This is a genomic window from Kitasatospora sp. NPDC057223 (genome assembly GCF_042669755.1).
Classification (GTDB): Bacteria; Actinomycetota; Actinomycetes; order Streptomycetales; family Streptomycetaceae; genus Kitasatospora.
In genome coordinates this window covers 26,653-47,953 of the sequence record NZ_JBHUWW010000064.1, presented here as the reverse complement: position 1 = coordinate 47,953, position 21,301 = coordinate 26,653, and the positions used below count along the sequence as shown (strand labels likewise).

The 21,301-nt window shown below is 73.3% G+C and carries 19 protein-coding genes; 12 read left to right on the top strand and 7 right to left on the bottom strand.

What is annotated here, in order from left to right; translation table 11 throughout:
- Nucleotides 1-46 precede the first annotated feature (46 nt).
- Complete coding sequence (locus ACFUK0_RS22470; RefSeq protein ID WP_380252894.1) at nucleotides 47-379, bottom strand: DUF3817 domain-containing protein; 333 nt, start codon at nucleotides 377-379, stop codon at nucleotides 47-49.
- A gap of 275 nt (nucleotides 380-654) precedes the next feature.
- Between ACFUK0_RS22470 and ACFUK0_RS22465 the strand changes: the two genes are divergently transcribed.
- The 5 genes from ACFUK0_RS22465 to ACFUK0_RS22445 all read left to right on the top strand — a co-directional run bounded on the left by ACFUK0_RS22465 (nucleotide 655) and on the right by ACFUK0_RS22445 (nucleotide 4,510).
- Nucleotides 655-1,443, top strand: a complete 789-nt coding sequence (locus ACFUK0_RS22465; RefSeq protein ID WP_380252892.1) for a DUF2127 domain-containing protein — start codon at nucleotides 655-657, stop codon at nucleotides 1,441-1,443.
- A gap of 103 nt (nucleotides 1,444-1,546) precedes the next feature.
- Nucleotides 1,547-2,185, top strand: a complete 639-nt coding sequence (locus ACFUK0_RS22460) for an AIM24 family protein (protein ID WP_380252890.1) — start codon at nucleotides 1,547-1,549, stop codon at nucleotides 2,183-2,185.
- A complete protein-coding gene (locus ACFUK0_RS22455; RefSeq protein ID WP_380252888.1) occupies nucleotides 2,185-2,835 on the top strand; it encodes an AIM24 family protein in 651 nt (216 codons plus the stop codon). Before ACFUK0_RS22460 ends, ACFUK0_RS22455 begins: the two co-directional genes overlap by 1 nt.
- Nucleotides 2,836-3,095: 260 nt before the next feature.
- Nucleotides 3,096-3,908 (top strand): AIM24 family protein, encoded by an 813-nt coding sequence (locus ACFUK0_RS22450; protein ID WP_380252902.1) that lies wholly within the window; start codon nucleotides 3,096-3,098, stop codon nucleotides 3,906-3,908.
- Between the two features lie 74 nt (nucleotides 3,909-3,982).
- Complete coding sequence (locus ACFUK0_RS22445) at nucleotides 3,983-4,510, top strand: MarR family winged helix-turn-helix transcriptional regulator (RefSeq protein WP_380252886.1); 528 nt, start codon at nucleotides 3,983-3,985, stop codon at nucleotides 4,508-4,510.
- Between the two features lie 24 nt (nucleotides 4,511-4,534).
- Here the strand turns inward: ACFUK0_RS22445 and meaB are convergent, their stop codons facing one another.
- Nucleotides 4,535-5,491 (bottom strand): methylmalonyl Co-A mutase-associated GTPase MeaB, encoded by a 957-nt coding sequence (gene meaB, locus ACFUK0_RS22440; RefSeq protein ID WP_380252884.1) that lies wholly within the window; start codon nucleotides 5,489-5,491, stop codon nucleotides 4,535-4,537.
- A 129-nt stretch (nucleotides 5,492-5,620) separates the two neighbouring features.
- A complete protein-coding gene (locus ACFUK0_RS22435) occupies nucleotides 5,621-6,829 on the bottom strand; it encodes an acetyl-CoA C-acetyltransferase (RefSeq protein WP_380252882.1) in 1,209 nt (402 codons plus the stop codon).
- Between the two features lie 326 nt (nucleotides 6,830-7,155).
- Between ACFUK0_RS22435 and mce the strand changes: the two genes are divergently transcribed.
- The 4 genes from mce to ACFUK0_RS22415 all read left to right on the top strand — a co-directional run bounded on the left by mce (nucleotide 7,156) and on the right by ACFUK0_RS22415 (nucleotide 14,989).
- Nucleotides 7,156-7,587 (top strand): methylmalonyl-CoA epimerase, encoded by a 432-nt coding sequence (mce, locus tag ACFUK0_RS22430; protein ID WP_380252880.1) that lies wholly within the window; start codon nucleotides 7,156-7,158, stop codon nucleotides 7,585-7,587.
- A gap of 581 nt (nucleotides 7,588-8,168) precedes the next feature.
- Entirely contained in the window at nucleotides 8,169-12,524 is a 4,356-nt protein-coding gene (locus ACFUK0_RS22425; protein ID WP_380252878.1) for a hypothetical protein, read from the top strand.
- 107 nt (nucleotides 12,525-12,631) lie between these two features.
- Entirely contained in the window at nucleotides 12,632-13,561 is a 930-nt protein-coding gene (locus ACFUK0_RS22420) for a cellulose-binding protein (protein ID WP_380252876.1), read from the top strand.
- Nucleotides 13,562-13,687: 126 nt separating this feature from the next.
- Nucleotides 13,688-14,989: an esterase-like activity of phytase family protein gene (locus ACFUK0_RS22415; protein ID WP_380252874.1), complete on the top strand. Its 1,302-nt coding sequence runs from the start codon at nucleotides 13,688-13,690 to the stop codon at nucleotides 14,987-14,989.
- A gap of 59 nt (nucleotides 14,990-15,048) precedes the next feature.
- Here ACFUK0_RS22415 and ACFUK0_RS22410 read toward each other — a convergent pair whose 3' ends face one another.
- Together ACFUK0_RS22410 and ACFUK0_RS22405 are read right to left on the bottom strand one after the other, a co-directional pair.
- The gene (locus tag ACFUK0_RS22410) at nucleotides 15,049-15,420 is read right to left on the bottom strand and encodes a hypothetical protein (protein ID WP_380252872.1); all 372 of its coding nucleotides are present in this window, start codon (nucleotides 15,418-15,420) and stop codon (nucleotides 15,049-15,051) included.
- A complete protein-coding gene (locus ACFUK0_RS22405) occupies nucleotides 15,417-16,223 on the bottom strand; it encodes an alpha/beta fold hydrolase (protein WP_380252870.1) in 807 nt (268 codons plus the stop codon). The genes ACFUK0_RS22410 and ACFUK0_RS22405 overlap by 4 nt, the downstream gene beginning before the upstream one ends.
- Before the next feature lie 91 nt (nucleotides 16,224-16,314).
- On the opposite strand from ACFUK0_RS22405, the gene ACFUK0_RS22400 reads away from it, so the two are divergent.
- Nucleotides 16,315-17,421 carry an ABC transporter ATP-binding protein gene (locus tag ACFUK0_RS22400; RefSeq protein ID WP_380252868.1) on the top strand — a complete coding sequence of 369 codons (1,107 nt, stop codon included), beginning with the start codon at nucleotides 16,315-16,317 and terminating at the stop codon, nucleotides 17,419-17,421.
- Nucleotide 17,422: 1 nt separating this feature from the next.
- Nucleotides 17,423-18,190 carry an ABC transporter permease subunit gene (locus ACFUK0_RS22395; RefSeq protein ID WP_380252866.1) on the top strand — a complete coding sequence of 256 codons (768 nt, stop codon included), beginning with the start codon at nucleotides 17,423-17,425 and terminating at the stop codon, nucleotides 18,188-18,190.
- Nucleotides 18,191-18,217: 27 nt separating this feature from the next.
- Here the strand turns inward: ACFUK0_RS22395 and ACFUK0_RS22390 are convergent, their stop codons facing one another.
- Nucleotides 18,218-18,535 (bottom strand): ATP/GTP-binding protein, encoded by a 318-nt coding sequence (locus ACFUK0_RS22390; RefSeq protein ID WP_380252864.1) that lies wholly within the window; start codon nucleotides 18,533-18,535, stop codon nucleotides 18,218-18,220.
- Nucleotides 18,536-18,960: 425 nt separating this feature from the next.
- Here ACFUK0_RS22390 and ACFUK0_RS22385 point away from each other — a divergent pair, with 425 nt between their 5' ends.
- Entirely contained in the window at nucleotides 18,961-20,121 is a 1,161-nt protein-coding gene (locus ACFUK0_RS22385; protein ID WP_380252900.1) for an LLM class flavin-dependent oxidoreductase, read from the top strand.
- A 285-nt stretch (nucleotides 20,122-20,406) separates the two neighbouring features.
- On the opposite strand, the gene ACFUK0_RS22380 is transcribed toward ACFUK0_RS22385, so the two are convergent.
- Nucleotides 20,407-20,799: an SCO5389 family protein gene (locus ACFUK0_RS22380; RefSeq protein ID WP_380252862.1), complete on the bottom strand. Its 393-nt coding sequence runs from the start codon at nucleotides 20,797-20,799 to the stop codon at nucleotides 20,407-20,409.
- Between the last annotated feature and the right edge of the window lie 502 nt (nucleotides 20,800-21,301).

Below are 21,301 nucleotides of genomic sequence, written 5' to 3'. Positions count from 1 at the left end.
GTGCCGGGGCCCGCTGGAGGGGCCCCGGCACCGTCGCGTCGGCCGGTCAGGCTGCGGCGGGCTCGCGCTCGGCGGCGGCCGGGTACTCGCCGCGCTCCTCCTTGGCGAGCATCCGCTCGGCGAAGAAGCCGCCGGTCGGCAGGACGGACAGCAGGAACAGCAGGCCGCCGCGCTTGACGTCCCACTTCTGCTGCTGCCAGGCCAGGATCAGGAAGACCACGTACAGGACGAACAGGGCCCCGTGGATCATCCCCATCGCCGGCACGGCGTTGAAGCTGGTGGTCCGCTTCAGCACCGAGCAGACCAGCAGCAGGATGAAGGACAGGCCCTCGGGGCCGGAGACAAGGCGCAGGCGGTGGACGGCGCTGCTGGTCTTCACGATCGATACCTCATTGCGGCGGGGGCGGGCGGGGCGCGAGGGTCTCTTGTGAATCGGATCACAAGCCCGTCGTCCATTATCACCGAGCCCGCTGCCCGGGCGGCCTCCGGGGGGCCCGCCGTGCCCGAGCTCACAACCCCCGCCCGCCCCGCCCCGGCGCGTCACAGCCACGCCACAGAAGCCGCGCCGCACGCGCCGCACGCCCCCGGCCGCCTCTATCCTGCTGCCGCGCGGCCCCACGACCGGGGCCGGCACCGAGCACGGGGGATCAGCAGATGTTCATGCCCGACTGGAACCGGCGGACGTGCTCACGGCGCGGCCACATCACGTACGCGCCGAACGAGCCCGTGCTGCGCAGCCGCCTGCACGCCACGACCGCCCTCGGCGACGTGTGGCGCTGCCTGCGCTGCGGCGACTTCGCGCTCGGCGAGCCGCACGGCTCCGGGCCGGCCGACGAGGCGCCGCTGGTGCCGCGCGGCAAGGCCCTGCGCGACCTGTTCATCCTGCGCTTCCTCGCGGTCGAGCGGTTCCTGCGCGGCCTGCTCGTCGTCGTCGCGGCGTGGGCGGTGTGGAAGTTCTCGAACAGCCAGGACTCGATGCGCCGGCTGTTCGACGACAACCTGTCGGTCTTCCGGCCGGTCACCGACCACTTCCACTGGGACCTCGAACACTCGCCGGTCGTGGACACCATCCGCAAGACCTTCGACTACGAGCACCGGACGCTCGTGATCGTGGCGCTCGCGCTGCTGCTCTACGCGCTGATCGAGATCGTCGAGGCGGTCGGGCTGTGGCGGGGCCGGCGCTGGGCCGAGTACCTCACGGTGGTGGCCACCGCGGCCTTCCTCCCCCTGGAGGTCTACGAACTCACCGAGCACGTCAGCACGCTGAAGATCGGCACGCTGGTGCTGAACGTCATCGCGGTGCTCTGGATCCTGCTCTCCAAGCGGCTGTTCGGACTGCGGGGCGGCCTGGTGGCCTTCGAGGCGGAGCGGCACTCGGCCTCGCTGCTGGAGGTCGAGCAGGCGGCCGGCACCGCGCCGGACACCGCGCCCGCCCACGTCTGACCCGGCCCCCGGCCGGCGGCGCGGGCCGCCGTTTGTCCCGGCTGGGTACCAGAAGTCACCTCCCCTCTCCCCCGAAGCCGCCCGGGCCCGCTACATTCAGCCGGTGGCACAGTTTCGACTCCAAGGATCCAAGGTGCTCGCCGTCGACATGACGGGCGACGCCGTCAAGGCCAAGAACGGCTCGATGGTCGCGTACACCGGCCAGATCGCCTTCAAAAAACTGTCCGGTGGCGGTGACGGCCTACGCGGCATGGTCACCCGCAGGCTCACCGGTGAGCAGATGGTGGTCATGGAGGCGAAGGGGCAGGGCACCTGCTACTTCGCCGACGCGGCCACCGAGATCAACCTGGTGCGGTTGAACGGCGAGACGCTCTACGTCGAGTCGGACAACCTGCTGTGCACCGAGGCGACCCTGCACACCGGCACCAGCTTCACCGGCCTCAACGGAATCTCGTCCGGCAACGGCCTGTTCACCACCAAGGTCGAGGGTCACGGCTGGGCTGCCGTGACCTCCAGGGGCCCGGCGATCATCCTGCGGGTCTCCCAGGGGATGCCGCTGCGGGTCGACCCGGGCGCGTACGTCGCCCACACGGGCAACCTCAACCGCAGCCTGAAGTCGGGCGCGGGCTGGACCACCATGATGGGCGAGGGCGGCGGTGAGGCCGTCCAGGTGGAGTTCGCCGGCGACGGCCTGGTCTACGTCCAGCCCTCCGAGAAGCTGACCGTCGGGGGTGACGTCTGATGCCGTTCGCGAAGATCAACAACAAGATGATCGAGGCCCAGGTCGTCCCCGGCCAGCGGGTGTTCAGCCAGCGCGGCTCGATGCTGGCCTACCGGGGCGAGGTGACCTTCACCCCGAACCTCACCGGCGGCCAGGGCGGTGTGATGTCGATGATCGGCCGCCGGGTGGCCAACGAGGACACCCCGCTGATGACCGTCGAGGGCCACGGGTCCGTGATGTTCGGCCACGGCGGCCACAACATCCACGTGATCGACCTGACCGGCGACACCCTCTACGTCGAGGCGGACCGCCTGCTGGCCTTCGACGGCTCGCTCCAGCAGTCCACCATGTTCATGGGCCAGCAGGGCGGCGTGATGGGCATGGTCCGCGGCCAGGTCACCGGCCAGGGCCTGTTCACCACCAAGCTGGACGGCCACGGCGCGGTCGCGGTGATGGCGCACGGCGGCGTCATCGAGCTGCCGATCACCCCCAACCAGCCCGTCCACGTCGACCCGCAGGCGTACGTCGCGCACCGCGGCGACGTCCGCAACAAGCTGTCCACCGCGCTGGGCTGGCGCGACATGGTCGGACGCGGCTCGGGCGAGGCGTTCCAGCTGGAGCTGTCCGGGCACGGAATGGTGTACGTGCAGGCGAGCGAGGAGAAGCTCTGATGTCCTACCCGCCTCAGCAGCCGCCGTACGGCCAGCCCGACCCGTACGGGCAGCAGCCGCCGCCGTACGCCCAGCCGACCCAGCCCGGGTACGGCGCCCCGCCGCCCGGGTACGGGCAGCCGCAGGGCTACCCCCCGCCGCCCCAGCAGGGGTACCCGCCGCCCCCGCCGCAGGGCTACCCGCAGCAGCAGGGGTACCCGCCGCCGCCCCAGCAGCAGCAGAACTACGCGCAGGAGCAGTTCGGCGGTGCGCAGGCCCCGCTGCCGAAGGCGCAGGACGGCTCCGGCCCGGTCGTGCACGACGTGCACAGCCTGCCGGTCAACGACAACGTCAACCCGTACGCCTTCTCGGTGGAGCTCAACGGGTCGTACTTCCTGCAGAAGGGCAAGATGATCGCCTACTACGGCGACATCAACTTCAAGGGCGTCGGCGCGGGCGCGGTCGACCGGATGCTCGGACGGCACTTCAACTCGCCGCTGCACGCCTCGGACTGGGTGGTCGCCGAGGGCCGCGGCAAGATGCTGCTCGCCGACCGGGCGTTCGACCTGAACTCGTACGACCTGGAGGCCGGCAACCTGACGGTGCGCTCCGGCAACCTGCTGGCGTTCGAGCCGACGCTGCAGCTGAAGCAGTCGATCATCCCGGGCTTCCTGACGCTGATCGGCACCGGCAAGTTCGTGGCCGCGTCCAACGGCCCGGTGCACTTCGTCGAGCCGCCGATCCGGGTCGACCCGCAGGCCCTGGTGGGCTGGGCGGACTGCCCGGCGCCGTGCCACCACTACGACGAGGCGTACATGCACGGCCTGCTCGGCGGTCTGCGCCGGCTGACCGGCGTGGGCGGCGCGTCGGGCGAGGAGCACCAGTTCGAGTTCATCGGGGCCGGCCAGGTGCTGCTGCAGTCGAGCGAGGTGCTGATGGCGGACCGCTCCGTGGGCGTGGTGCACGCGGAGGCCGGCGTGCCCGGCAGCGGGGTGCCGCACCAGCAGGGCGCCCACGGCGGGCAGCAGCTGCCGAACGTGAACATCCCGGGCCTGGGTAACCTGGGCGACCTCGGGCGGCGCTTCGGCCTCTGACCCCCGCAGCCGGTGGCGGCCGATGGCAGCCCAACTTTTGTACAACGTTTAACTAAACGGGCTATGCTGGTCCCATGGACACGCACACCACCGCCGCCGCAGACGTCTCCTCCTCGCAGCCGCACCAGCGGCCCGAGGAGGAGACGCCCTGGCTCACCACCCGGGAGCAGCAGCTCTGGCGTGCCCACCTGGAGGTCAGCAAGCTGCTGGACTACCAGCTCGGCCGCGAACTCCAGCCGCACGGCCTCGCGATCAACGACTACGAGATCCTCGTCGTCCTCTCCGAGGCACCCCAGCGGCGGATGCGGATGACCGACCTGGCCACCGCCACCCTCCAGTCCAAGAGCCGCCTCTCCCACCAGATCACCCGGATGGAGAGCGCCGGCCTGGTCCTGCGCCAGGAGTGTCCGGGCGACCGCCGCGGCCTCTACGCCCACCTCACGGACCAGGGCTGGGACACCATGCAGCAGATCGCCCCCGATCACGTCCGCAGCGTCCGCGCCCACTTCATCGACCGCTTCACCCCCGAGCAGATCGACGCCATGTACGCCGCCCTCGCCCCGATCGCCGACCACCTGCGCGGCCTGCGCGGCCGGTCCTGAGCCGTCCGGCCGGAGCGCCGCCGCTCAGGCTCCGGTGAGGCCGGAGACCAGCTGGTCCGCGGCGCCGTAGGGGTCGAGCTCGCCGGTGGCGACCCGCTCCGCCAGGGCGTCCAGGTGGCGGTCGCCGTGCAGGTCGCCGATCCGGGCGCGCAGGGCGGACAGGGCGATCGCCTCGATCTCGTCGGCGGCGCGGCGGCGGCGGCGGACGGCCAGCTCGCCGCTCTCCGCGAGCCAGGCCCGGTGCTTGTCCAGGGCGTCGACGACCTCGTCGATCCCCTCCTCGCGGGCCGCGACGGTCTTCACGATGGGCGGGCGCCAGGCGCCGGCCTCACGGGCCTCGCCGAGGCCGAGCATGTGGTTGAGCTCGCGGGCGGTCGCGTCGGCGCCGTCGCGGTCGGCCTTGTTGACCACGAAGACGTCGCCGATCTCCAGGATTCCGGCCTTGGCGGCCTGGATCCCGTCACCCATCCCGGGGGCCAGCAGGACGACGGTGGTGTCGGCCTGGGCCGCGATCTCCACCTCGGACTGGCCCACCCCGACCGTCTCCACCAGGATCACCTCGCAGCCCGCCGCGTCCAGCACCCGCAGCGCCTGCGGCGCCGTCCAGGAGAGCCCGCCGAGGTGGCCCCGGGTGGCCATCGAGCGGATGAAGACCTCGGGGTCGGTGGCGTGCTCCTGCATCCGGACCCGGTCGCCGAGCAGGGCGCCGCCGGAGAACGGCGAGGACGGGTCGACGGCGAGCACACCGACGCGGCGGCCCTGCCGGCGGTAGGCCGAGACCAGGGCCGAGGTCGAGGTCGACTTGCCCACGCCGGGCGAGCCGGTGAGCCCGACGGTGTAGGCCTGCCCGGTGTACGGCGCCAGGGCGGCCATCGCCTCGCGGAGCTGCGGGGCACCGTTCTCGACCAGCGAGATCAGCCGCGCCACCGCGCGCGGGCGGCCCGCCCGGGCCTGCTCGACCAGTGTCGGCACATCGACCATCAGGGGGCACTCCTCGTTCGGGCCGCGGTTCTCGCCGCCCAGGGCCCTCCGGAGGGTCCAAGACGGGTGGGCTGCGAGCCGGTGGTGCGGCTCGCAGCCCAAGACGGTACGTCAGGCGTTCGGGGCCTGTCAGGCCTTCGGGCTCTGCTCACGAGGGACGCGCACGATCAGCGCGTCGCCCTGGCCGCCGCCACCGCACAGCGCGGCCGCGCCGGTGCCGCCGCCGCGCCGCTGGAGCTCCAGCGCGAGGTGCAGCACCACGCGGGCGCCGGACATCCCGATCGGGTGGCCGAGCGCGATGGCGCCGCCGTTCACGTTGACCTTCTCCTCGGTGACGCCGAGGTCCTTCATCGACTGGTGCGCGACGGCGGCGAACGCCTCGTTGATCTCGATCAGGTCGAGGTCCCCGACGGTGATGCCCTCCTTGGCCACGGCGTGCAGGATCGCGTTCGACGGCTGCGACTGGAGCGAGTTGTCCGGGCCGGCCACGTTGCCGTGGGCGCCGATCTCGGCGATCCAGCTCAGGCCCAGCTCCTCGGCCTTGGCCCGGCTCATCACGACCACGGCGGCGGCGCCGTCGGAGATCTGCGAGGAGGTGCCGGCCGTGATCGTGCCGTCGCGCGTGAAGGCGGGCCGCAGCTTGCCGAGGGACTCGGCGGTGGTGTCGGCGCGGATGCCCTCGTCCTGGCTGAACAGGACGGGGTCGCCCTTGCGCTGCGGAATGGCGACGGGGACGATCTCGGCGTCGAAGACGCCGTTCTTCTGGGCGGCGGCGGCGCGCTGGTGGGAGCGCGCGGCGATGACGTCCTGGACGTCGCGCGGGATGCCCAGGCGGGTGTTGTGCTTCTCGGTCGACTCGCCCATCGGGATGTTCTCGAAGGCGTCGGTGAGGCCGTCGTGCGCCATCGCGTCGAGCATCTCGATCGCACCGTACTTGTAGCCCTCGCGGGACTTCGGCAGCACGTGCGGGGCGTTCGTCATGGACTCCTGGCCGCCGGCCACCACGATGTCGAACTCACCGGCGCGGATCAGCTGGTCGGCGAGCGCGATGGCGTCCAGGCCGGACAGACAGACCTTGTTGATGGTCAGCGCGGGGACGTTCATCGGGATGCCGGCCTTGACGGCGGCCTGCCGGGCGGGGATCTGGCCGGCGCCGGCCTGCAGCACCTGGCCCATGATCACGTACTGGACCTGCTCGCCGGTGATCCCGGCGCGCTCGACGGCGGCCTTGATGGCGAACCCGCCGAGGTCGGCACCCGAGAAGCCCTTGAGGGAGCCGAGCAGCCGGCCCATCGGGGTGCGTGCGCCTGCAACGATCACAGAGGTGGTGTTGGTCATGGGACGGGCCCCTTCGCACGTCGTGGCCAGGTGTGAGGATGCGCTCAATGTACTGACCCGTAACCCGCCCGTCACCGAGGCGACGGTGTGATCAGGGGCACTGGCACTGTGCGGTCAACACCGTGTCAGCAGGCCGCGGGTGAATCGCCGGGGACGGGCGTGGCGGGACCCCCGGAAGGGGCGCCGCCGCCGCGTCCGCGGAGCTCCGCCGCGCACTGTGAGCAGGCTCGCACGCTCCGCTCTGGCGCGCCCCCCGGCTGATGCGCTGCACTGTGGGGGCACTCCCTCAGGCAGTTCCCCGTCCGCCGCGCCCCTGGAGGCCCGCAGTGCTGACCCGCATCGACCACATCGGCATCGCCTGCTTCGACCTCGACAAGACGGTCGAGTTCTACCGGTCCACGTACGGCTTCGAGGTTTTCCACAGTGAGGTCAACGAGGAGCAGGGGGTGCGCGAGGCGATGCTGAAGATCAACGACACCGGCGACGGCGGCGCCTCCTACCTCCAGCTGCTGGAGCCGACCCGGGAGGACTCCACGGTCGCCAAGTGGCTGGCCAAGAACGGTGAGGGCGTGCACCACATCGCCTTCGGCACCGCGGACGTGGACGCCGAGGCGGCGGACATCCGCGGCAAGGGCGTGCGCGTCCTCTACGACGAGCCGCGACGCGGATCGATGGACTCCCGGATCACCTTCCTGCACCCGAAGGACTGCGGCGGGGTACTGACCGAGCTGGTCACCTCGGCCGCCAAGGGGCACTGAGAACGGCCGGCCGGCCCCGGTGGCGCCACCGGGGCCGCCACCGCCCCGGGCGGGTGCCGCCGCCCGGATGACCCGCCGGTAACCTCGCGGCCGGCCCGAAAACCCCGACGTGGCCATTCCCCCGTGCTGCGCGACCACTACAATGCCCAGGTGCGCGAAGACCTCGGGGAGGACGAGGCCGGACGGGCACGGCCGAAAGCGGGTCAGGCCGGTCGAACACCGGTCTGTCGCGTCGCGGCGCCGCCAGGGGAGTCCACAACGCGGGCGCGACTGAACAGTCGCAGTCCGGATCTGTCACCATTCTCCACAAGGCAACAGTTCGCCCAGGAGTCCACCCGGACGGAGGAGCGCGGAACCACCGCGTCCCACCGGCCAGGACTCCGACCGTGGCGGGCGGCCCCAGCAGGACGGGGGGTCGTCCACCGGCTGCGGATGCAAGGACCAGTCGGACCGGATCCCGGACAGTGTTGGGCAACCGGGCGGCCGGGTCGAGGACGCGACCAGGAGATGGATGGGACCGCGGAGTGCGGGGCTACGACCGCTACGAGGCTGACGATCACCTCTCCCAGTTCGAGGCCGACATGGATCGGACTCGCAAGGAGCGGGACAAGGCCGTCGAGCATGCCGAGGACCTCGCCTACCAGGTGGAGGTGCTCCGGGCCAAGCTGCACGAATCCCGTCGGCAGCTCGCTCAGCCACGCGCATTCGACTCCGTCTCCGGCCAGGCCGAGCAGCTCCTGCGGAACGCCGAGATGCAGGCCCAGCAGCTGCGCGCGGACGCCGAACGCCAGCTGCGCGAGTCCCAGGCCGCCACCCAGCGGCTGATGGCCGAGGCCGCCGACCGCACCGCCCGGCTGGAGGCCGAGCTGGCCGACCGCCGCCGCCAGCTCGACCACGAACTCGCCGAACTGCGCCGCAGCGCCGAGCGGCACGTCAACGAGAACGTCTCCTGGGCCGAGCAGACCCGCGCCGGCACCGAGCAGGAGGCCCAGCGCCTGCTCCAGGAGTCCCGCGCCGAGGCCGAACGGCTGATCGCCGCCGCCCGCGCCGAGGCCGCCGCCCTCTCCGACCACGCCCGCGCGCAGACCGCCGCCGACGTCGACGCCGCCCGCGGCGAGGCCCAGGCCGCCGCCGAAGCCGCCCTGCACCGCGCCCAGACCGACGCCGAGCGCCTGCTGCGCGCCGCCTCCGAGCAGGCCCAGCAGGCCAGCGCCCAGGCCGCGGAACTGCGCGGCACCGCCGCCAACGAGGCCCAACAGCAGATCGCCGGCGCCCAGGCCGCCGCCGAGCACCAGCTCGCCGCCGCCCAGGCCGAGATCGGCCGGCTCAAGGAGCAGGTCGTCGCGGACCAGGCCCGGGCCGCCGAGGCCCTCGCCCAGGCGCAGGCCGAGATAGAGCGGCTGCGCGCCGAAGCCCTGGCCGAGGCCGAGCGGGCCCGCCAGGAGGCCGCCGAGCTGCGCGCCCGGGCCGAGCAGGCCGCCGAGCAGCTCCAGGCCGACGCCGAGGCCGCCGTCGAGCGGCTCGTCGCCGGCGGCGAGGCCGCCAGCGAGCAGCGCTCGCAGACCGCCCGCGCCGAGATCGCCCGGATGGTCGCCAACGCCACCCGGGAGACCGATCGGATCAAGGCCGAGGCGGCCACCGCCAAGGCCGAGGCCGACGCGGCCAGGGCCGCCGCCGCCGAGGAGAGCGAGCGCCTGCGCGGCGCCGCCGAGAGCGTCGCGACCCAGCTCCGCGAGGAGGCCGAGGCCGGGATCGCCGAGCTGCGCACCGCCGCCGAACGTGACGTCGCCGAGCTTCGCGCCCAGGCCGAGCAGGCCGCCCAGCAGCTGCGCAGCGAGGCCCAGGAGGCCGGCCGCGCCGAGGGCGCCAAGGACGCCACCGTGCACCTCGCCAAGGCCGCCAAGACGGCCGAGGAGGTGCTCACCCGCGCCGACGGCGACGCCGGGACGACCCGCGCGGAGGCCGCCGCCGAGGCCGAGCGGATCCGCAGCGAGGCCGCCGCCGAGGCCGAGCTGCTGCGCGAGCAGGCCCGGGCCGCCGTCGAGCAGGCCCAGAACGCCGCCCTGGACGACGCCGCGGGCATCCGCGAGAAGGTCCAGCAGATGCAGGACGAGGCGGCCCGGCTCCGCGCCGAGGCCGAGGAGCTGCGGGCGCAGGCCGCCGCCGAGGCGGAGCGCGTCCGCGGCGAGGCCCGCCGGCAGGCCGTCCTGCAGATCGAGGAGTCCGCGAAGAACGCCGAGGAGCTCCTCACCCGCGCCAAGGCCGACGCGGACGAGCTGCGCACCGGCGCGGCCGACGAGGTCGGGCGGCTGCGCGAGCAGGCCAAGGAACGGGCCGTCGAGATGCAGGGCCGGGCCGAGCAGACGCTCACCCGGGCCCGGACCGAGGCCGAGAAGCTCACCGCCGGCGCCGAGCAGCAGCACCGGGACGCACTCGCCGCGGCCAAGGCAGCCGCCGCCGAGAACCGCGCCGCCGCCGAACGTGAGACCGCGGAACTGCGCCGCCAGGCAGCCGAGTTCGAGCAGCGCACCCGCTCGGAGGCGGACACCGCCGCCGCCGCCCTGCTGGCCGCCGCCGAGGCCGACGCCGAGCAGCTGCGGGCCGAGGCCGACGCCGGGACCACCAGGCTGCTCGGCGAGGCGGAGGCCGCCGCGAACGCGCTCCGCGAGGAGAGCCGCCGCGCCCACGAGGAGGCCGCCGCCGGTCTCCAACGGGAGCGCGAGCGCACCGCCGCCGAACTCGCCGCCGCCCAGGCCGCCCACGAGCAGGCCGAGACCGTCGCCGCCGAACTCGCTGAGCGCACCGCCGCCGAGGCCGCCGCCGTCCGGGAGGCAGCCGCGAGCGAGGCCGCCCGGCTGCGAGCGGAGGCCGCCGAGGCCCTGGAGAGCGCCGGGAGCGAGGCGGCCGGCCTGCGCGAGGAGGCCGCCCTGGAGCTCGCCGGGGCGCAGGAGCAGGCCGCCGCGCTGACCGCCGAGACCCGTGCCGCGGCCGAAGCCGTCCGGGCCGAGGCCGAGGAGCGGCTGGAGCAGGCCCGCGCCGAGGCCGAGGAGCGGCTGGAGCAGGCCCGCGCCGAGGCCGAGGAGCTGACGGCGGGTGCCGGGCGCCGGGCCGCCGAGCTGGTCTCCACCGCCGAGGACGAGGCCGCCGAGGTCCGCCAGTCGGTCGCCGGGATGTACGAGGCCGCCTCCCAGCAGGTCTCCGAGCTGCGGGCGACCGCCGAGCGGGAGGCCGCCGAGGTCGGTGAGCTGGCCGCGCTGGAGAGCGCCGAACTGCGCGAGACGGCGGAGCGCGACAGCACCCGGCTGCGGACCGAGACGGACCGGGCCGTCGCCGAACTGCGCGACACCGCGGAGCGCGAGAGCGCCGAACTGCGGGCCGTCGCCGAGCGCGAGAGCACCGAGCAGCGCGTCCTCGCCGAGCGTGAGAGCAGCGAGCTGCGGGCGCGGACCGCCGCCGAGACCACCGCACTGCGCGAGCGCACCGAGGCGGGGCTGACCGCCGAGCGGGAGGCCGCCGAGGCCGAGCTGGGCCGTTGGCGGGCCGAGGCGCAGGCGTACGACGAGCGGCTGCGGGCCGAGGCCGGGGCCGAGCTGCAAGCCGCCCGGCAGGCCGCCGAGCAGCAGCTCGCCGAGGCCGACGCACTGGCCCGGCGGACGGTCGCGGAGGGCGAGGAGCGCGCCTCGCGCACCATCGGCGAGGCGGAGGAGCTCGCGGCCGGGCTGCGCGCCGAGGCCGAGGAGTACGCGCTGGCGACCCGCTCGCTGGCGGAGGACTACGACTCCTCCACCCGGACCCGCGCCGAGGCGTACGACAACGAGACCCGCGAGCAGGCCGAGCAGTTCGACCGGGCCACCCGCGAGCACGCGCAGTCCGTCCTGGAGAAGGCCTTCGCCGACGCCGAGTCGCTCGGCGAGGACGCCCGGACGACCGCGCTGGCCACCACCGCGGCCGCCGAGGAGCAGGCCGACGCGATGGTCGCGGCGGCCCGCAAGGAGTCCGACCGGCTGGTCGCGGTCGGCGAGGCGGCCGGCCAGGCCGAGGTGGAGCGGGCCCGCACGGACGCGGACGCGCTGCTCTCCGAGGCCCGCCGGGACGCCACCGCGATCCGCGAGCGGGCCGAGGAGCTGCGCGAGCGCACCGACTCCGAGGTCGAGGCGCTGCACGAGCGCGCCCGCAAGGAGAACGCCCAGGCCATGAAGTCGGCCGGCGAGCGGGTGGACGCGCTGGTGACGGCCGCCCAGGAGCAGCTGACCGAGGCCGAGGAGCTGGCCGTCGCGGCCGTCGCCGAGGCCGAGGAACGCGCGGCGGCACTGGTCGCCGCCGCCGAGGAGCGGGCGTCCGAGCTGGCGTCCGAGGCGTCGGCGGAGGCCAGCAAGGTCCGGATCTCGGCCGTCCGCAAGGCCGAGGGCCTGCTCAAGGGCGCCGAGCAGAAGCTCGCGGACTCCACCGACCGCGCCGAGGCGCTGATCGCCAAGGCCGAGGCCAGGCTGCAGCAGGCCCAGGACGAGGCCGAGGAGCGGATCGACGCCGCTTCGGCGGAGGCCGAGAAGCGCCTGCGGGCGGCGAGCGACAGCGCGGACGAGCAGATCGCCCTGGCCACCGAGGAGGCGGAGCGGATGCGCTCCGAGGCCCGGACCGAGGCGAAGCGCGTCACCGACGAGGGCCGCCGCGAGCTGGACGAACTCGTCCGGCGCCGCAAGGACATCAACACCGAGATCTCCAGGGTCCAGGACGTGCTGTCCGCCCTGGAGGCTTTCGAGGCACCGTCACCGGTCGCGCAGGCGGCCACCGGCGGAGCCGGCGGGGGAACGGCCAACGGGGGAACGAACAGCAAGAACAGCGGCTCCGGAGGCCGTGACGGTGCGCCCAAGGCCGGCGCGGGAGTGGGTGCTCCCCGTTCGGGTGGCAATCGCTCCGGTGGGGCGCCACCCGATTGAGCGGTCATTGTCCGCGAAGCATCGGCATTTCACTGATGACACTCCGGTAACGTGTCAGGATTCCCTCAACCACCTCAGCGGTTTGACGACAGGAAGCCCAAGAACCCATGAGCGACAGTCACTCCCCTCACGGCTTCGACCTGGTGCGCCGTGGGTACGAGCGCGCCCAGGTCGACGAGCGGATCACCAAGCTGGTGGCCGACCGTGACAGCGCCCTGACCCGCATCGGTGCGCTGGAGAAGCGCATCGAGGAGCTCCACCTGGAGACCCAGAGCGCCCAGGCCGCGGTCACCGAGTCCGAGCCCTCGTACGCCGGTCTCGGCGCCCGGGTGGAGAAGATCCTCCGCCTCGCCGAGGAGGAGGCCGCCGACCTGCGCAACGAGGCCCACCGCGCGGCCGAGCAGCACCGCGAGCTCGCCGAGGCGGCCTCGCAGCAGGTGCGTACCGAGGCGGAGAACTACGCCAAGGACCGCAAGGCCAAGGCCGAGGACGAGGGTCTGCGGATCGTCGACAAGGCCAAGAGCGACAGCGCCCAGCTGCGTGCCGAGGCCAACAAGGACGCGCAGACCAAGCGTGAGGAGGCGGACGCCCTCTTCGAGGACACCCGCACCAAGGCCGCGCAGGCCGCGCTGGAGTTCGAGACCAACCTGGCCAAGCGCCGGGAGCAGTCCGAGCGCGACCTGGCCGCCCGTCAGGCCAAGGCCGAGAAGCGTCTCGCCGAGATCGAGCACCGGGCGGAGCAGCTGCGCCTGGAGGCCGAGAAGCTCCGCACCGACGCCGAGCGCCGGGCCCGCCAGACGGTGGAGACCGCGCAGCGCCAGTCCGAGGACATCGTGGCCGACGCGAACGCCAAGGCCGACCGGATCCGCAGCGAGTCCGAGCGCGAGCTGGCGGCGCTCACCAACCGCCGCGACAGCATCAACGCGCAGCTGACCAACGTGCGCGAGATGCTCGCCACGCTGACCGGCGCGGCCGTGGCCGCCGCCACGCTGCCGACCGACGACGCCCTGGGCGTGCCCGCCCAGCAGTCGCGCTGACGCACCCTCGACGGGCCCCCACCCTCCGGGGTGGGGGCCCGTCGTGCTGGGCGTTCACCGGCCGGTCATCGGTGCGTCAGTCCGAATCCGGCTGCCGCACCGCCGGCGCACCGAAGCTGTGTGCTCATGCGAATCTCTCGCCTTCTCCCCCTGGCCGCCGCCGCGGCCGTCGCGCTGGCCCCGACCACCGCCGGTGCGGCCACCGCCTCCCCCGTGCACGACGGCACCTGGACGTACCGGACGCCGGCTCCGCTCGGCGGCGGCTCCGGCCTCTCCCTCGGCGGCTTCAGCGACCTCTTCCCGGCCGACGACTCGGGCCGGGTGTTCTGGACCCTCACCGACCGCGGCCCGAACGCGGACGCCCCGTCGGACACCGACAAGATCTTCCTGAAGCCCGACTACACGCCGCGGATCCTCAAGATCAAGCTGCGCAACGACGGCTCCGTCGACATCCTCAAGCAGATCCCGCTGCAGGTCCCGAAGGGCCAGCAGGACCCGGTCACCGGCACCCGCTTCCTGACCGGCCTGCCGCCCGCCGCACTGACCGCCGAGCGCCCGGTGGACGTCAACGGCAACGTACTGCCGAACGACCCGTACGGCCTCGACAGCGAGGGCCTGGTCCGGGCGCACGACGGCTCGTTCTGGGTCAGCAGCGAGTACGGCTCCTCGATCCTGCACTTCTCCGCGCGCGGCGTGCTGCAGACGGTCCTCGTCCCGGCCGGCTCCGCGTTCGAGGCACCCGGCGTCGAGGTGCTGAAGATCCTGCCGGCCGTCGAGGCCAAGCAGAAGAACAACAAGGGCCTGGAGGGCCTGACGGTCTCGGCCGACGGCCGCACCCTGTACGCCGCCCAGCAGACCTCGCTCGCCAACCCGGACTCCAAGTCGACGAAGAAGTCCCGGGTGCAGCGGATCTTCCGGATCGACATCGGCCACCGCACCCCGGCCGTCACCGGCGAGTTCGCCAACATCCGCGAGGCCGACTCGGCCACCGACGGCGGCTGGGCCACCTCGGCGATCACCTGGCTGGGCCAGGACCGCCTGCTGGTCGAGGAGCGCGACGGCGCCCGTCCGACCGCGTTCACCAAGCTCTTCGAGGTCGACCTGCGCAAGGCCACCAACCTGCTGGGCGGCGTCTGGGACAACCCGGCCACCACCCCGTCGCTGGAGGTCGCCCCGGCCGACACCACCGGTGTCGTCCCCGGCACCAAGCGGCTGGTCTTCGACGCGGTCGCGGCCGGCCTGGACAACGGCAAGCTGGAGGGCCTGGCGCTGCGCCCGGCCGGGCACGGCACCGCCGAGCTGTTCATCGTCAACGACAACGACTTCGGTGTCGACGGCTACAAGAACGGCGCGGTCGTCCTGAACAACGCCGCCACCAAGGTGGACAGGTTCACGCTGCCCGCCGGCACGGTGTCGTTCGGCCGCTGAGCCACCTGCTGCCGAAGGGGGAGCCCGGCCGGGCTCCCCCTTCGGCCCGCCCGGCGCGGTCAGATCGGGTAGGCCCCGTCCGGGCGCTGGTGACCGGCGCTCAGCTGGTTGCCGTCGTCGTCGGAGACCGTCCCGAACCACGAGGTGCACCAGACCGAGATGGAGTCGGGCCAGTACTGCACCTCGAACGGGTGGCTCAGCCCGTGGTCGCCGTAGGAGGTGACGATGAACGTCTCTCCGGGTTTCAGCCAGTAGTCCTCGCCGAGCGGCTCCAGGGTCAGCTCGGTCAGCTTCTCGCCGCAGTTGGTGACGGGCATCCGCCCGGACACCTCCAGCGCGGAGAAGTCCCAGCCGGCGGCCGGGTCACCGGCGGGCCCGGCCGGCTCCTGCGCGCCGGCTCTGGCGTCGTCGCCGGGGCTGCTCCCGCTCATCCGCGGGCCGCCTTCTCCACCCGGGCCAGCAGGGCGCGGACGGCCGCGTTGAACGCCTCGGGCGCCTCGATGGCGCTGAGGTGCCCGGCGTCCGGGATGACGGTCAGTTCGGCGTCCGGCAGGGCGGCGGCCATCAGCTCGGCCTCGGCCGGCGGCGTCACGGTGTCCGCCGCGCCGACCACGACGGCCGCCGGGACGTGCAGGCCGGGCAGCACGTCCAGGGTGGCGGCGCGGGCGGCCATCGCCCGCTGCGCCCAGGCGACGGCCTGCGGCGAGGCCTCCGCGATCAGCGCCCGGACCTGCTCGGCGAGATGCCCGGAGGCCGGGCCGAGCAGGGAGTCCTCCAACCGCTCCTCGGCCAGCAGCCGGACGCTGTCGCGGGCCAGCACGACGGCGGCGATCCGCTCACGGTTGGCGCGGGCCGCGTCGGTGTCGGCGGTGGCCTTGGTGTCGGCGAGGAGCAGCCCGGCGAGCCGGCCGGGGTGGCGGCGGGCGAAGGCCAGCGCGACGTACCCGCCCATGGAGAGGCCGCCGAGCACGGCCCGCTCGATGCCGGCCGCGTCGAGCAGCAGCGCGACGTCGTCCGCGACGAGATCCAGCGAGGGGTCGTCGCCGCCCAGCTCGGTACCGCCGAAGCCGCGCTGATCGGGTGCCAGCACGCGTGCGTCGGTACCCGTCATTCCGGGTAGGCCGTCCAGTTGGGCGCTCCACATCGAGGCGGCCAGCGGGAAGGCGTGCAGCAGGACGAGCGGGGTGCCGGTGCCGCTCTCGCGGACGGCCAGTGCGGTGGGGAGCCGGTTCATGACGCCCACCGTAGTGCCACCCGGGCCGCGCGCGGCCGATGCAGCTCTATGTCCGATTTGTCATAATCTGACCGAGAGTAAGGGAGTCCGAATGATCGAGCTGCACGAGCTGACGAAACGCTACGGCGACACCCTCGCCGTCGACCGGCTGAGCTTCCGGGTACCGCAGGGCGTGGTGACCGGGTTCCTCGGCCCCAACGGGGCCGGCAAGTCCACCACCATGCGGATGATCCTCGACCTCGACCGGCCCACCAGCGGCACCGTCACCATCGACGGCAGGCGCTACGGCCAGCTGAGCGAGCCGCTCAAGTACATCGGCGCCCTGCTGGAGGCCAAGGCCGTCCACCCCGGCCGCACCGCCTACGACCACCTGCTCTGGCTGGCCCAGAGCAACCGCATCCCGGCCGCCCGGGTCGGCGAGGTGCTGGACCTGGTCGGCCTCACCTCCGTCGCCCGCAAGCGCTCGCGCGGGTTCTCGCTCGGCATGGGGCAGCGCCTGGGCATCGCCTCGGCCCTGCTCGGCGACCCCGAGATCGTGATGTTCGACGAACCCGTCAACGGGCTCGACCCCGAGGGCATCCTGTGGATCCGCAACCTGATGAAGCGGCTCGCCTCCGAGGGCCGGACCGTCTTCGTCTCCTCGCACCTGATGAGCGAGATGGCCCTGACGGCGGACCACCTGGTGGTCATCGGCCGGGGCAGGCTGCTGGCCAACCTGTCGATGCCCGAGTTCATCAGGCAGAACTCCCGCACCGCCGTCCGCATCCGCACCCCGCACCCCGAGCAGTTGCTGGACGTGCTCGACCGCGCCGGCCTGCGCGCCGAGGGCGGGCCCGGCGGCTCGTACGAGGTGGTGAACGGCGACGCCGTCCGGATCGGCGACCTGGCCGCCGCCGCCGGCCTCACCCTGCACGAGCTCAGCCCGCAGCAGGCCTCCCTGGAGGAGGCGTTCATGCAGATGACCGCCGACTCGGTGGAGTACCACGCGGGGGGCACCGTCGGACGGCCCGCTGTGGACGCGGCCGGCGCACCCGGGGTCTGGGGCGCCGCCTGGCAGGGCTCCGGCCCGAAGCCCGGCGCGGGAGCGCAGACACCTCCGGGCACGCAACCGGACGCGGGCGCTCTGCCGGGCGCGGGCACGCAGCCGCCTCCGGGCACGCAACCGGATTCCGCCGCGACGGTGAAGGAGGAGAACTGAGATGGCGTCGTTCCCCGCGATCCTGCAGTCCGAGTGGACGAAGATCCGCAGTGTCCGCTCGACGATCTGGACCCTCGCCCTGACCTTCGTGGTCACCCTCGGCCTCGGCGCCCTGCTGTCGTTCCTCACCAACAACAACTTCGAGGAGTTCGGCGGCAACGACGGCAGCCCCTTCGACGCCACCGGCACCGCCTTCTCCGGCATCATCCTCGGCGAACTCGCCATCATCGTCTTCGGCGTGCTGGCCGTGGGCAACGAGTACAGCACCGGCATGATCCGGGTCACCCTGGCCGCCGTACCGCAACGCGGCACCCTGCTGGCCGGCAAGGCCGTCGTCCTCGGGGCGCTGTCCCTCGCGGTGGCGCTGGCCACCGCGTTCATCACGTTCTTCCTCAGCCAGGCCCTGCTCGGCGACCACTCCACCGACCTGACCCAGCCGCACGTGCTGCGCGCCGTGTTCGGCGCGGCGCTCTACCTGACGATGCTCTGCCTCTTCTCGGCCGGCGTCACCGCGATGCTGCACAACCAGACGCTGGCACTCGGCGTGCTGGTGCCGTTCTTCTTCCTGCTGTCGCCGATCCTCTCGGCGGTGCCGAAGGTCAAGACCCTCGCGCACTACTTCCCCGACTACGCGGGCTCCCGGATGCTGCTGGTGTTCGAGCAGGACGGCCAGCCCTACGGGCCGTGGGCCGGATTCGCCATCTGCCTGGCCTGGACGGTGGCCGCCCTGCTCGGCGGCGCCCTGGTACTGAAGAAGCGGGACGCCTGACGGTCCGTACCGGGTGCGGCGCCGCTCTCAGTAGCGAGGGGCGCCGCGCCCGCGCTGGATGTTGGAGGCACGCCGCTCGCGCGCACCCCAGCAGGCCCGGTGCCAGTGCCGCCGGTCGTCCACCCCGGCCCCGAACTCCGGCCAGGCCACGATGTGCCCGACCCCGGGCGGGATCTCCTGGTCGCAGCCGGGGCAGCGGTAGTAGCGTCCGGCGGTGCCGGCCACCGTCTGCACCACCCACTCCTCACCCTGGTAGCTCTCCGTCCGCCGCAGCGACTGGCCGAACGGCGACGGGCCGGGCTCCTCGCGGTCGGGGTTGCTGATCCGGTTGCGGCGGGGGGACACGGCGGGCTACCTCTCTGCAGGGGCTCGGCTGACGAAGCTCGAAACCCCTCCAGGGTACGGGCCGTACCCGACCCGTCGTGGCTTTACCACGGCATCGCCCGACACTCCGGCGATTCCGGCGAGATCCACCCGATCTTCCGGGAAATTGGTGAATCAGCGTGCCATTGGCACATGACATGGGTTACTCACGAGGTGACAAGGCGGGGCCCGCAGACCCTGCGCGCACCCGAGGAGGCTGCCCCATGACCAAGACCAGCGCCCGCACCGAGGCCGATCCGGACCGCGTCGGTGTCCGGCCGTCGTTGCCGCACGTGCCCAGGATGCCACCCGGTCCGCCCGCCGGACCGCCGGCGGTGAGCGGTTCGGCCTCCGGGCCGCTGACTGTGACCCAGCCCGGCGGCGGCCACCCGGCTGCCACCGAGGCGATCCGGGTCGGCGCCTTCCTGCTGTCCGCGCAGTTCCCCGGCCAGACCCACGGCGAGGTGCTGGACCGCACCGTCGCCGCCGCCGTGGCGGCGGAGCGCGCGGGGCTGGACAGCGTCTGGCTCGCCGAGCACCACTTCGTCCCGTACGGGGTCTGCCCGAACGCCGCGACGCTCGCCGCGCTGCTGCTCGGCCGCACCCGGCGGATCGGTGTCGGCACGGCGGTCAGCGTCCTGTCGACCGCCCACCCGGTCGCCCTCGGGGAGCAGGCCGCGCTGCTGCACCTCACCTCCGGCGGGCGGTTCACGCTCGGCGTGGGGCGCGGCGGGCCGTGGATCGACCTCGACGTCTTCGGCAGCGGCCTCGACGCCTACGAGCAGGGCTTCCCCGAGCGCCTCGACCTGCTGCTGCGCTGGCTGCGCGAGGCCCGGGTCGGCGGCGCCGGGCCACAGTTCGACTTCCCCGAGGTCGCCGTGGTGCCGCGCGCGAACGAACCGCTCCGGCGCCCCGAACTGTCCTCCTGGCTGGGCCTGGAGCCCGAACCGCCCACGGCGGCCCGGCTCGGCCGCCGGCTGCCCCGGCAGCGGGTCGACGGCCTCCTCCCGGAGGCCCCGGCACTCAGAGGCCCCGCCCAGGCCGGCCCGCCGGTCGTCGTCGCCTGCACCTCCCCCGGCGGCGTCCGGCTGGCTGCCGAGCGCGGACTGCCGATGCTGCTGGGCATGCACTCCGGCGACGAGGACAAACAGCAGATGCTGGAGCTGTACCGGCGGGCCTGGCGGGCCTGCGGGCGCGGCGAGGAGCAGCTCGCCAGAGTCCAGGGCGAGCACGTGGCGGCCGGGGTCGCCCAGGTGGAGGACGGCACGGCGGCGGCGCGGGCGACCCTGCTGCGGTCGATGCCCGGCTGGTTCGAGCACGGGCTCGGCGCGCACCGCACGGTGGACGGCCGCGAGCGCAAGATGCGCGACCCGCACGAGTACACCGCCCTGCTCTGCGACCTGCACGCCGTCGGCACGCCCCGGCACTGCGCGGACCAGCTGCTCGCGACCGCCGAACGCACCGGCATCCGGCGCTTCGCCCTGCTCGCCGAGGGCAGCGGGAACCGCGAGGCGATCCTGCACAACATCACCCGGCTCGGCTCCGAGGTGCTGCCGCAGCTGTCCTGAGAGCGGGACCGGGCCGGGACCGGGACCGGGGTGCCGACGCCCCTGCCGCTACTCGTTCCGGGCAGCCGGACCAGGGCCGACTAGCGGTGCTCCGGACCGACGGTTGCACAGAAGGACTTCGACGCGGACGGACGATGGCAGACCGACCGTGGCGCGGACGGACGGTGGCCCGGGCGGCCCCGCCCCGCCTCCGCAGCGCCGTACCGGCGCCTGAGAAGGAGCGGGGTGGCCCGGACCACCTGTGCTGTCTGCTGACCTGTTCCCTGCCGGAGGCAGGCAGACAGGTCAGCAGTCCCGCAGTTCCTCGGACTGGTTGAGCAGCTGCTCCCGGACCGAGGTGAAGCGCTGGTGACGTGCCACGTTGTTCTCCGTGGGCGCGAACACCGCGACCCGGTGGCAGTTCTGAAACGCCAGCTGGACGCCGAAGTGCCGCTGCAGGGCCCCCCGGATCGCGTCACTGGCGAGGGCGCGCAGCAGCTGGCCGCGGGCCTGCTCGCTGGGCGGCGGGACGTGGTTGTCGGCGAAGTCGGTGCCGTCGACCTTCAGCTGGGCCACCAGCGAACTGATCAGGTCCCAGGCGTACGGCAGGGAGACGCGGACGCAGTCGACGAATTCCCGCTCGTCGACCTCGCCCCGCTCGGCCTTTTCCAGGAGGGCCGGTGAGACGTCGAGCGACATGGGTTCTCCTCTCGCGGTCCACCCGTGCGCGGCGCCCGGGTGGTCGTGCGTTGGTGCGGATGGTGCAGGTGGTGCAGGTGGTGCCGTGACGTGCTCGGTGGATCTCGATCGTTGTGATTGGCGATCGTTGCGGTGCTCAATCACCGCGAATCACGGTCATCGCCGGTTGGCGGTCGTCGAGGTTCGCAGTCGTCGAGGTTCGCAGTCGTTGCAGTTCGCGGTCATTGCGGTTGGCGATCGTTGAGGCTCGCGATCATTGGGGTTCGCGATCGCCGTGATACCCGACGGTCGGGCTGCGGCGGGTTGCGAGGGGCAGTGCTGAGGTGAGGGTTGTGCTGCGATCGAGGTGCGGTGTCGATGGTGCGGATCCGATCCGACGGCCGGCCGTCGGACGAACAGGTCTGGTCACCCCGGGGTCGGCTCCGCCGGATGGGGCGGCAGCCGCTCAGAACAGCCTGTCAGCCATCGGCCGACAGAACAGGCGAATCAACTGATTTCCCCA

Excerpts from the sequence above, each read along its gene's own strand:
- meaB (WP_380252884.1), bottom strand. The coding sequence starts at position 5,491 with ATGGTCGATGTGCCGACACTGGTCGAGCAGGCCCGGGCGGGCCGCCCG.
- ACFUK0_RS22455 (WP_380252888.1), top strand. The coding sequence starts at position 2,185 with ATGCCGTTCGCGAAGATCAACAACAAGATGATCGAGGCCCAGGTCGTC.
- ACFUK0_RS22380 (WP_380252862.1), bottom strand. The coding sequence starts at position 20,799 with ATGTCGCTCGACGTCTCACCGGCCCTCCTGGAAAAGGCCGAGCGGGGC.
- ACFUK0_RS22425 (WP_380252878.1), top strand. The coding sequence starts at position 8,169 with ATGGATCGGACTCGCAAGGAGCGGGACAAGGCCGTCGAGCATGCCGAG.
- ACFUK0_RS22445 (WP_380252886.1), top strand. The coding sequence starts at position 3,983 with ATGGACACGCACACCACCGCCGCCGCAGACGTCTCCTCCTCGCAGCCG.
- ACFUK0_RS22415 (WP_380252874.1), top strand. The coding sequence starts at position 13,688 with ATGCGAATCTCTCGCCTTCTCCCCCTGGCCGCCGCCGCGGCCGTCGCG.
- ACFUK0_RS22405 (WP_380252870.1), bottom strand. The coding sequence starts at position 16,223 with ATGAACCGGCTCCCCACCGCACTGGCCGTCCGCGAGAGCGGCACCGGC.
- ACFUK0_RS22435 (WP_380252882.1), bottom strand. The coding sequence starts at position 6,829 with ATGACCAACACCACCTCTGTGATCGTTGCAGGCGCACGCACCCCGATG.
- ACFUK0_RS22400 (WP_380252868.1), top strand. The coding sequence starts at position 16,315 with ATGATCGAGCTGCACGAGCTGACGAAACGCTACGGCGACACCCTCGCC.
- ACFUK0_RS22420 (WP_380252876.1), top strand. The coding sequence starts at position 12,632 with ATGAGCGACAGTCACTCCCCTCACGGCTTCGACCTGGTGCGCCGTGGG.
- ACFUK0_RS22465 (WP_380252892.1), top strand. The coding sequence starts at position 655 with ATGTTCATGCCCGACTGGAACCGGCGGACGTGCTCACGGCGCGGCCAC.
- ACFUK0_RS22410 (WP_380252872.1), bottom strand. The coding sequence starts at position 15,420 with ATGAGCGGGAGCAGCCCCGGCGACGACGCCAGAGCCGGCGCGCAGGAG.
- ACFUK0_RS22395 (WP_380252866.1), top strand. The coding sequence starts at position 17,423 with ATGGCGTCGTTCCCCGCGATCCTGCAGTCCGAGTGGACGAAGATCCGC.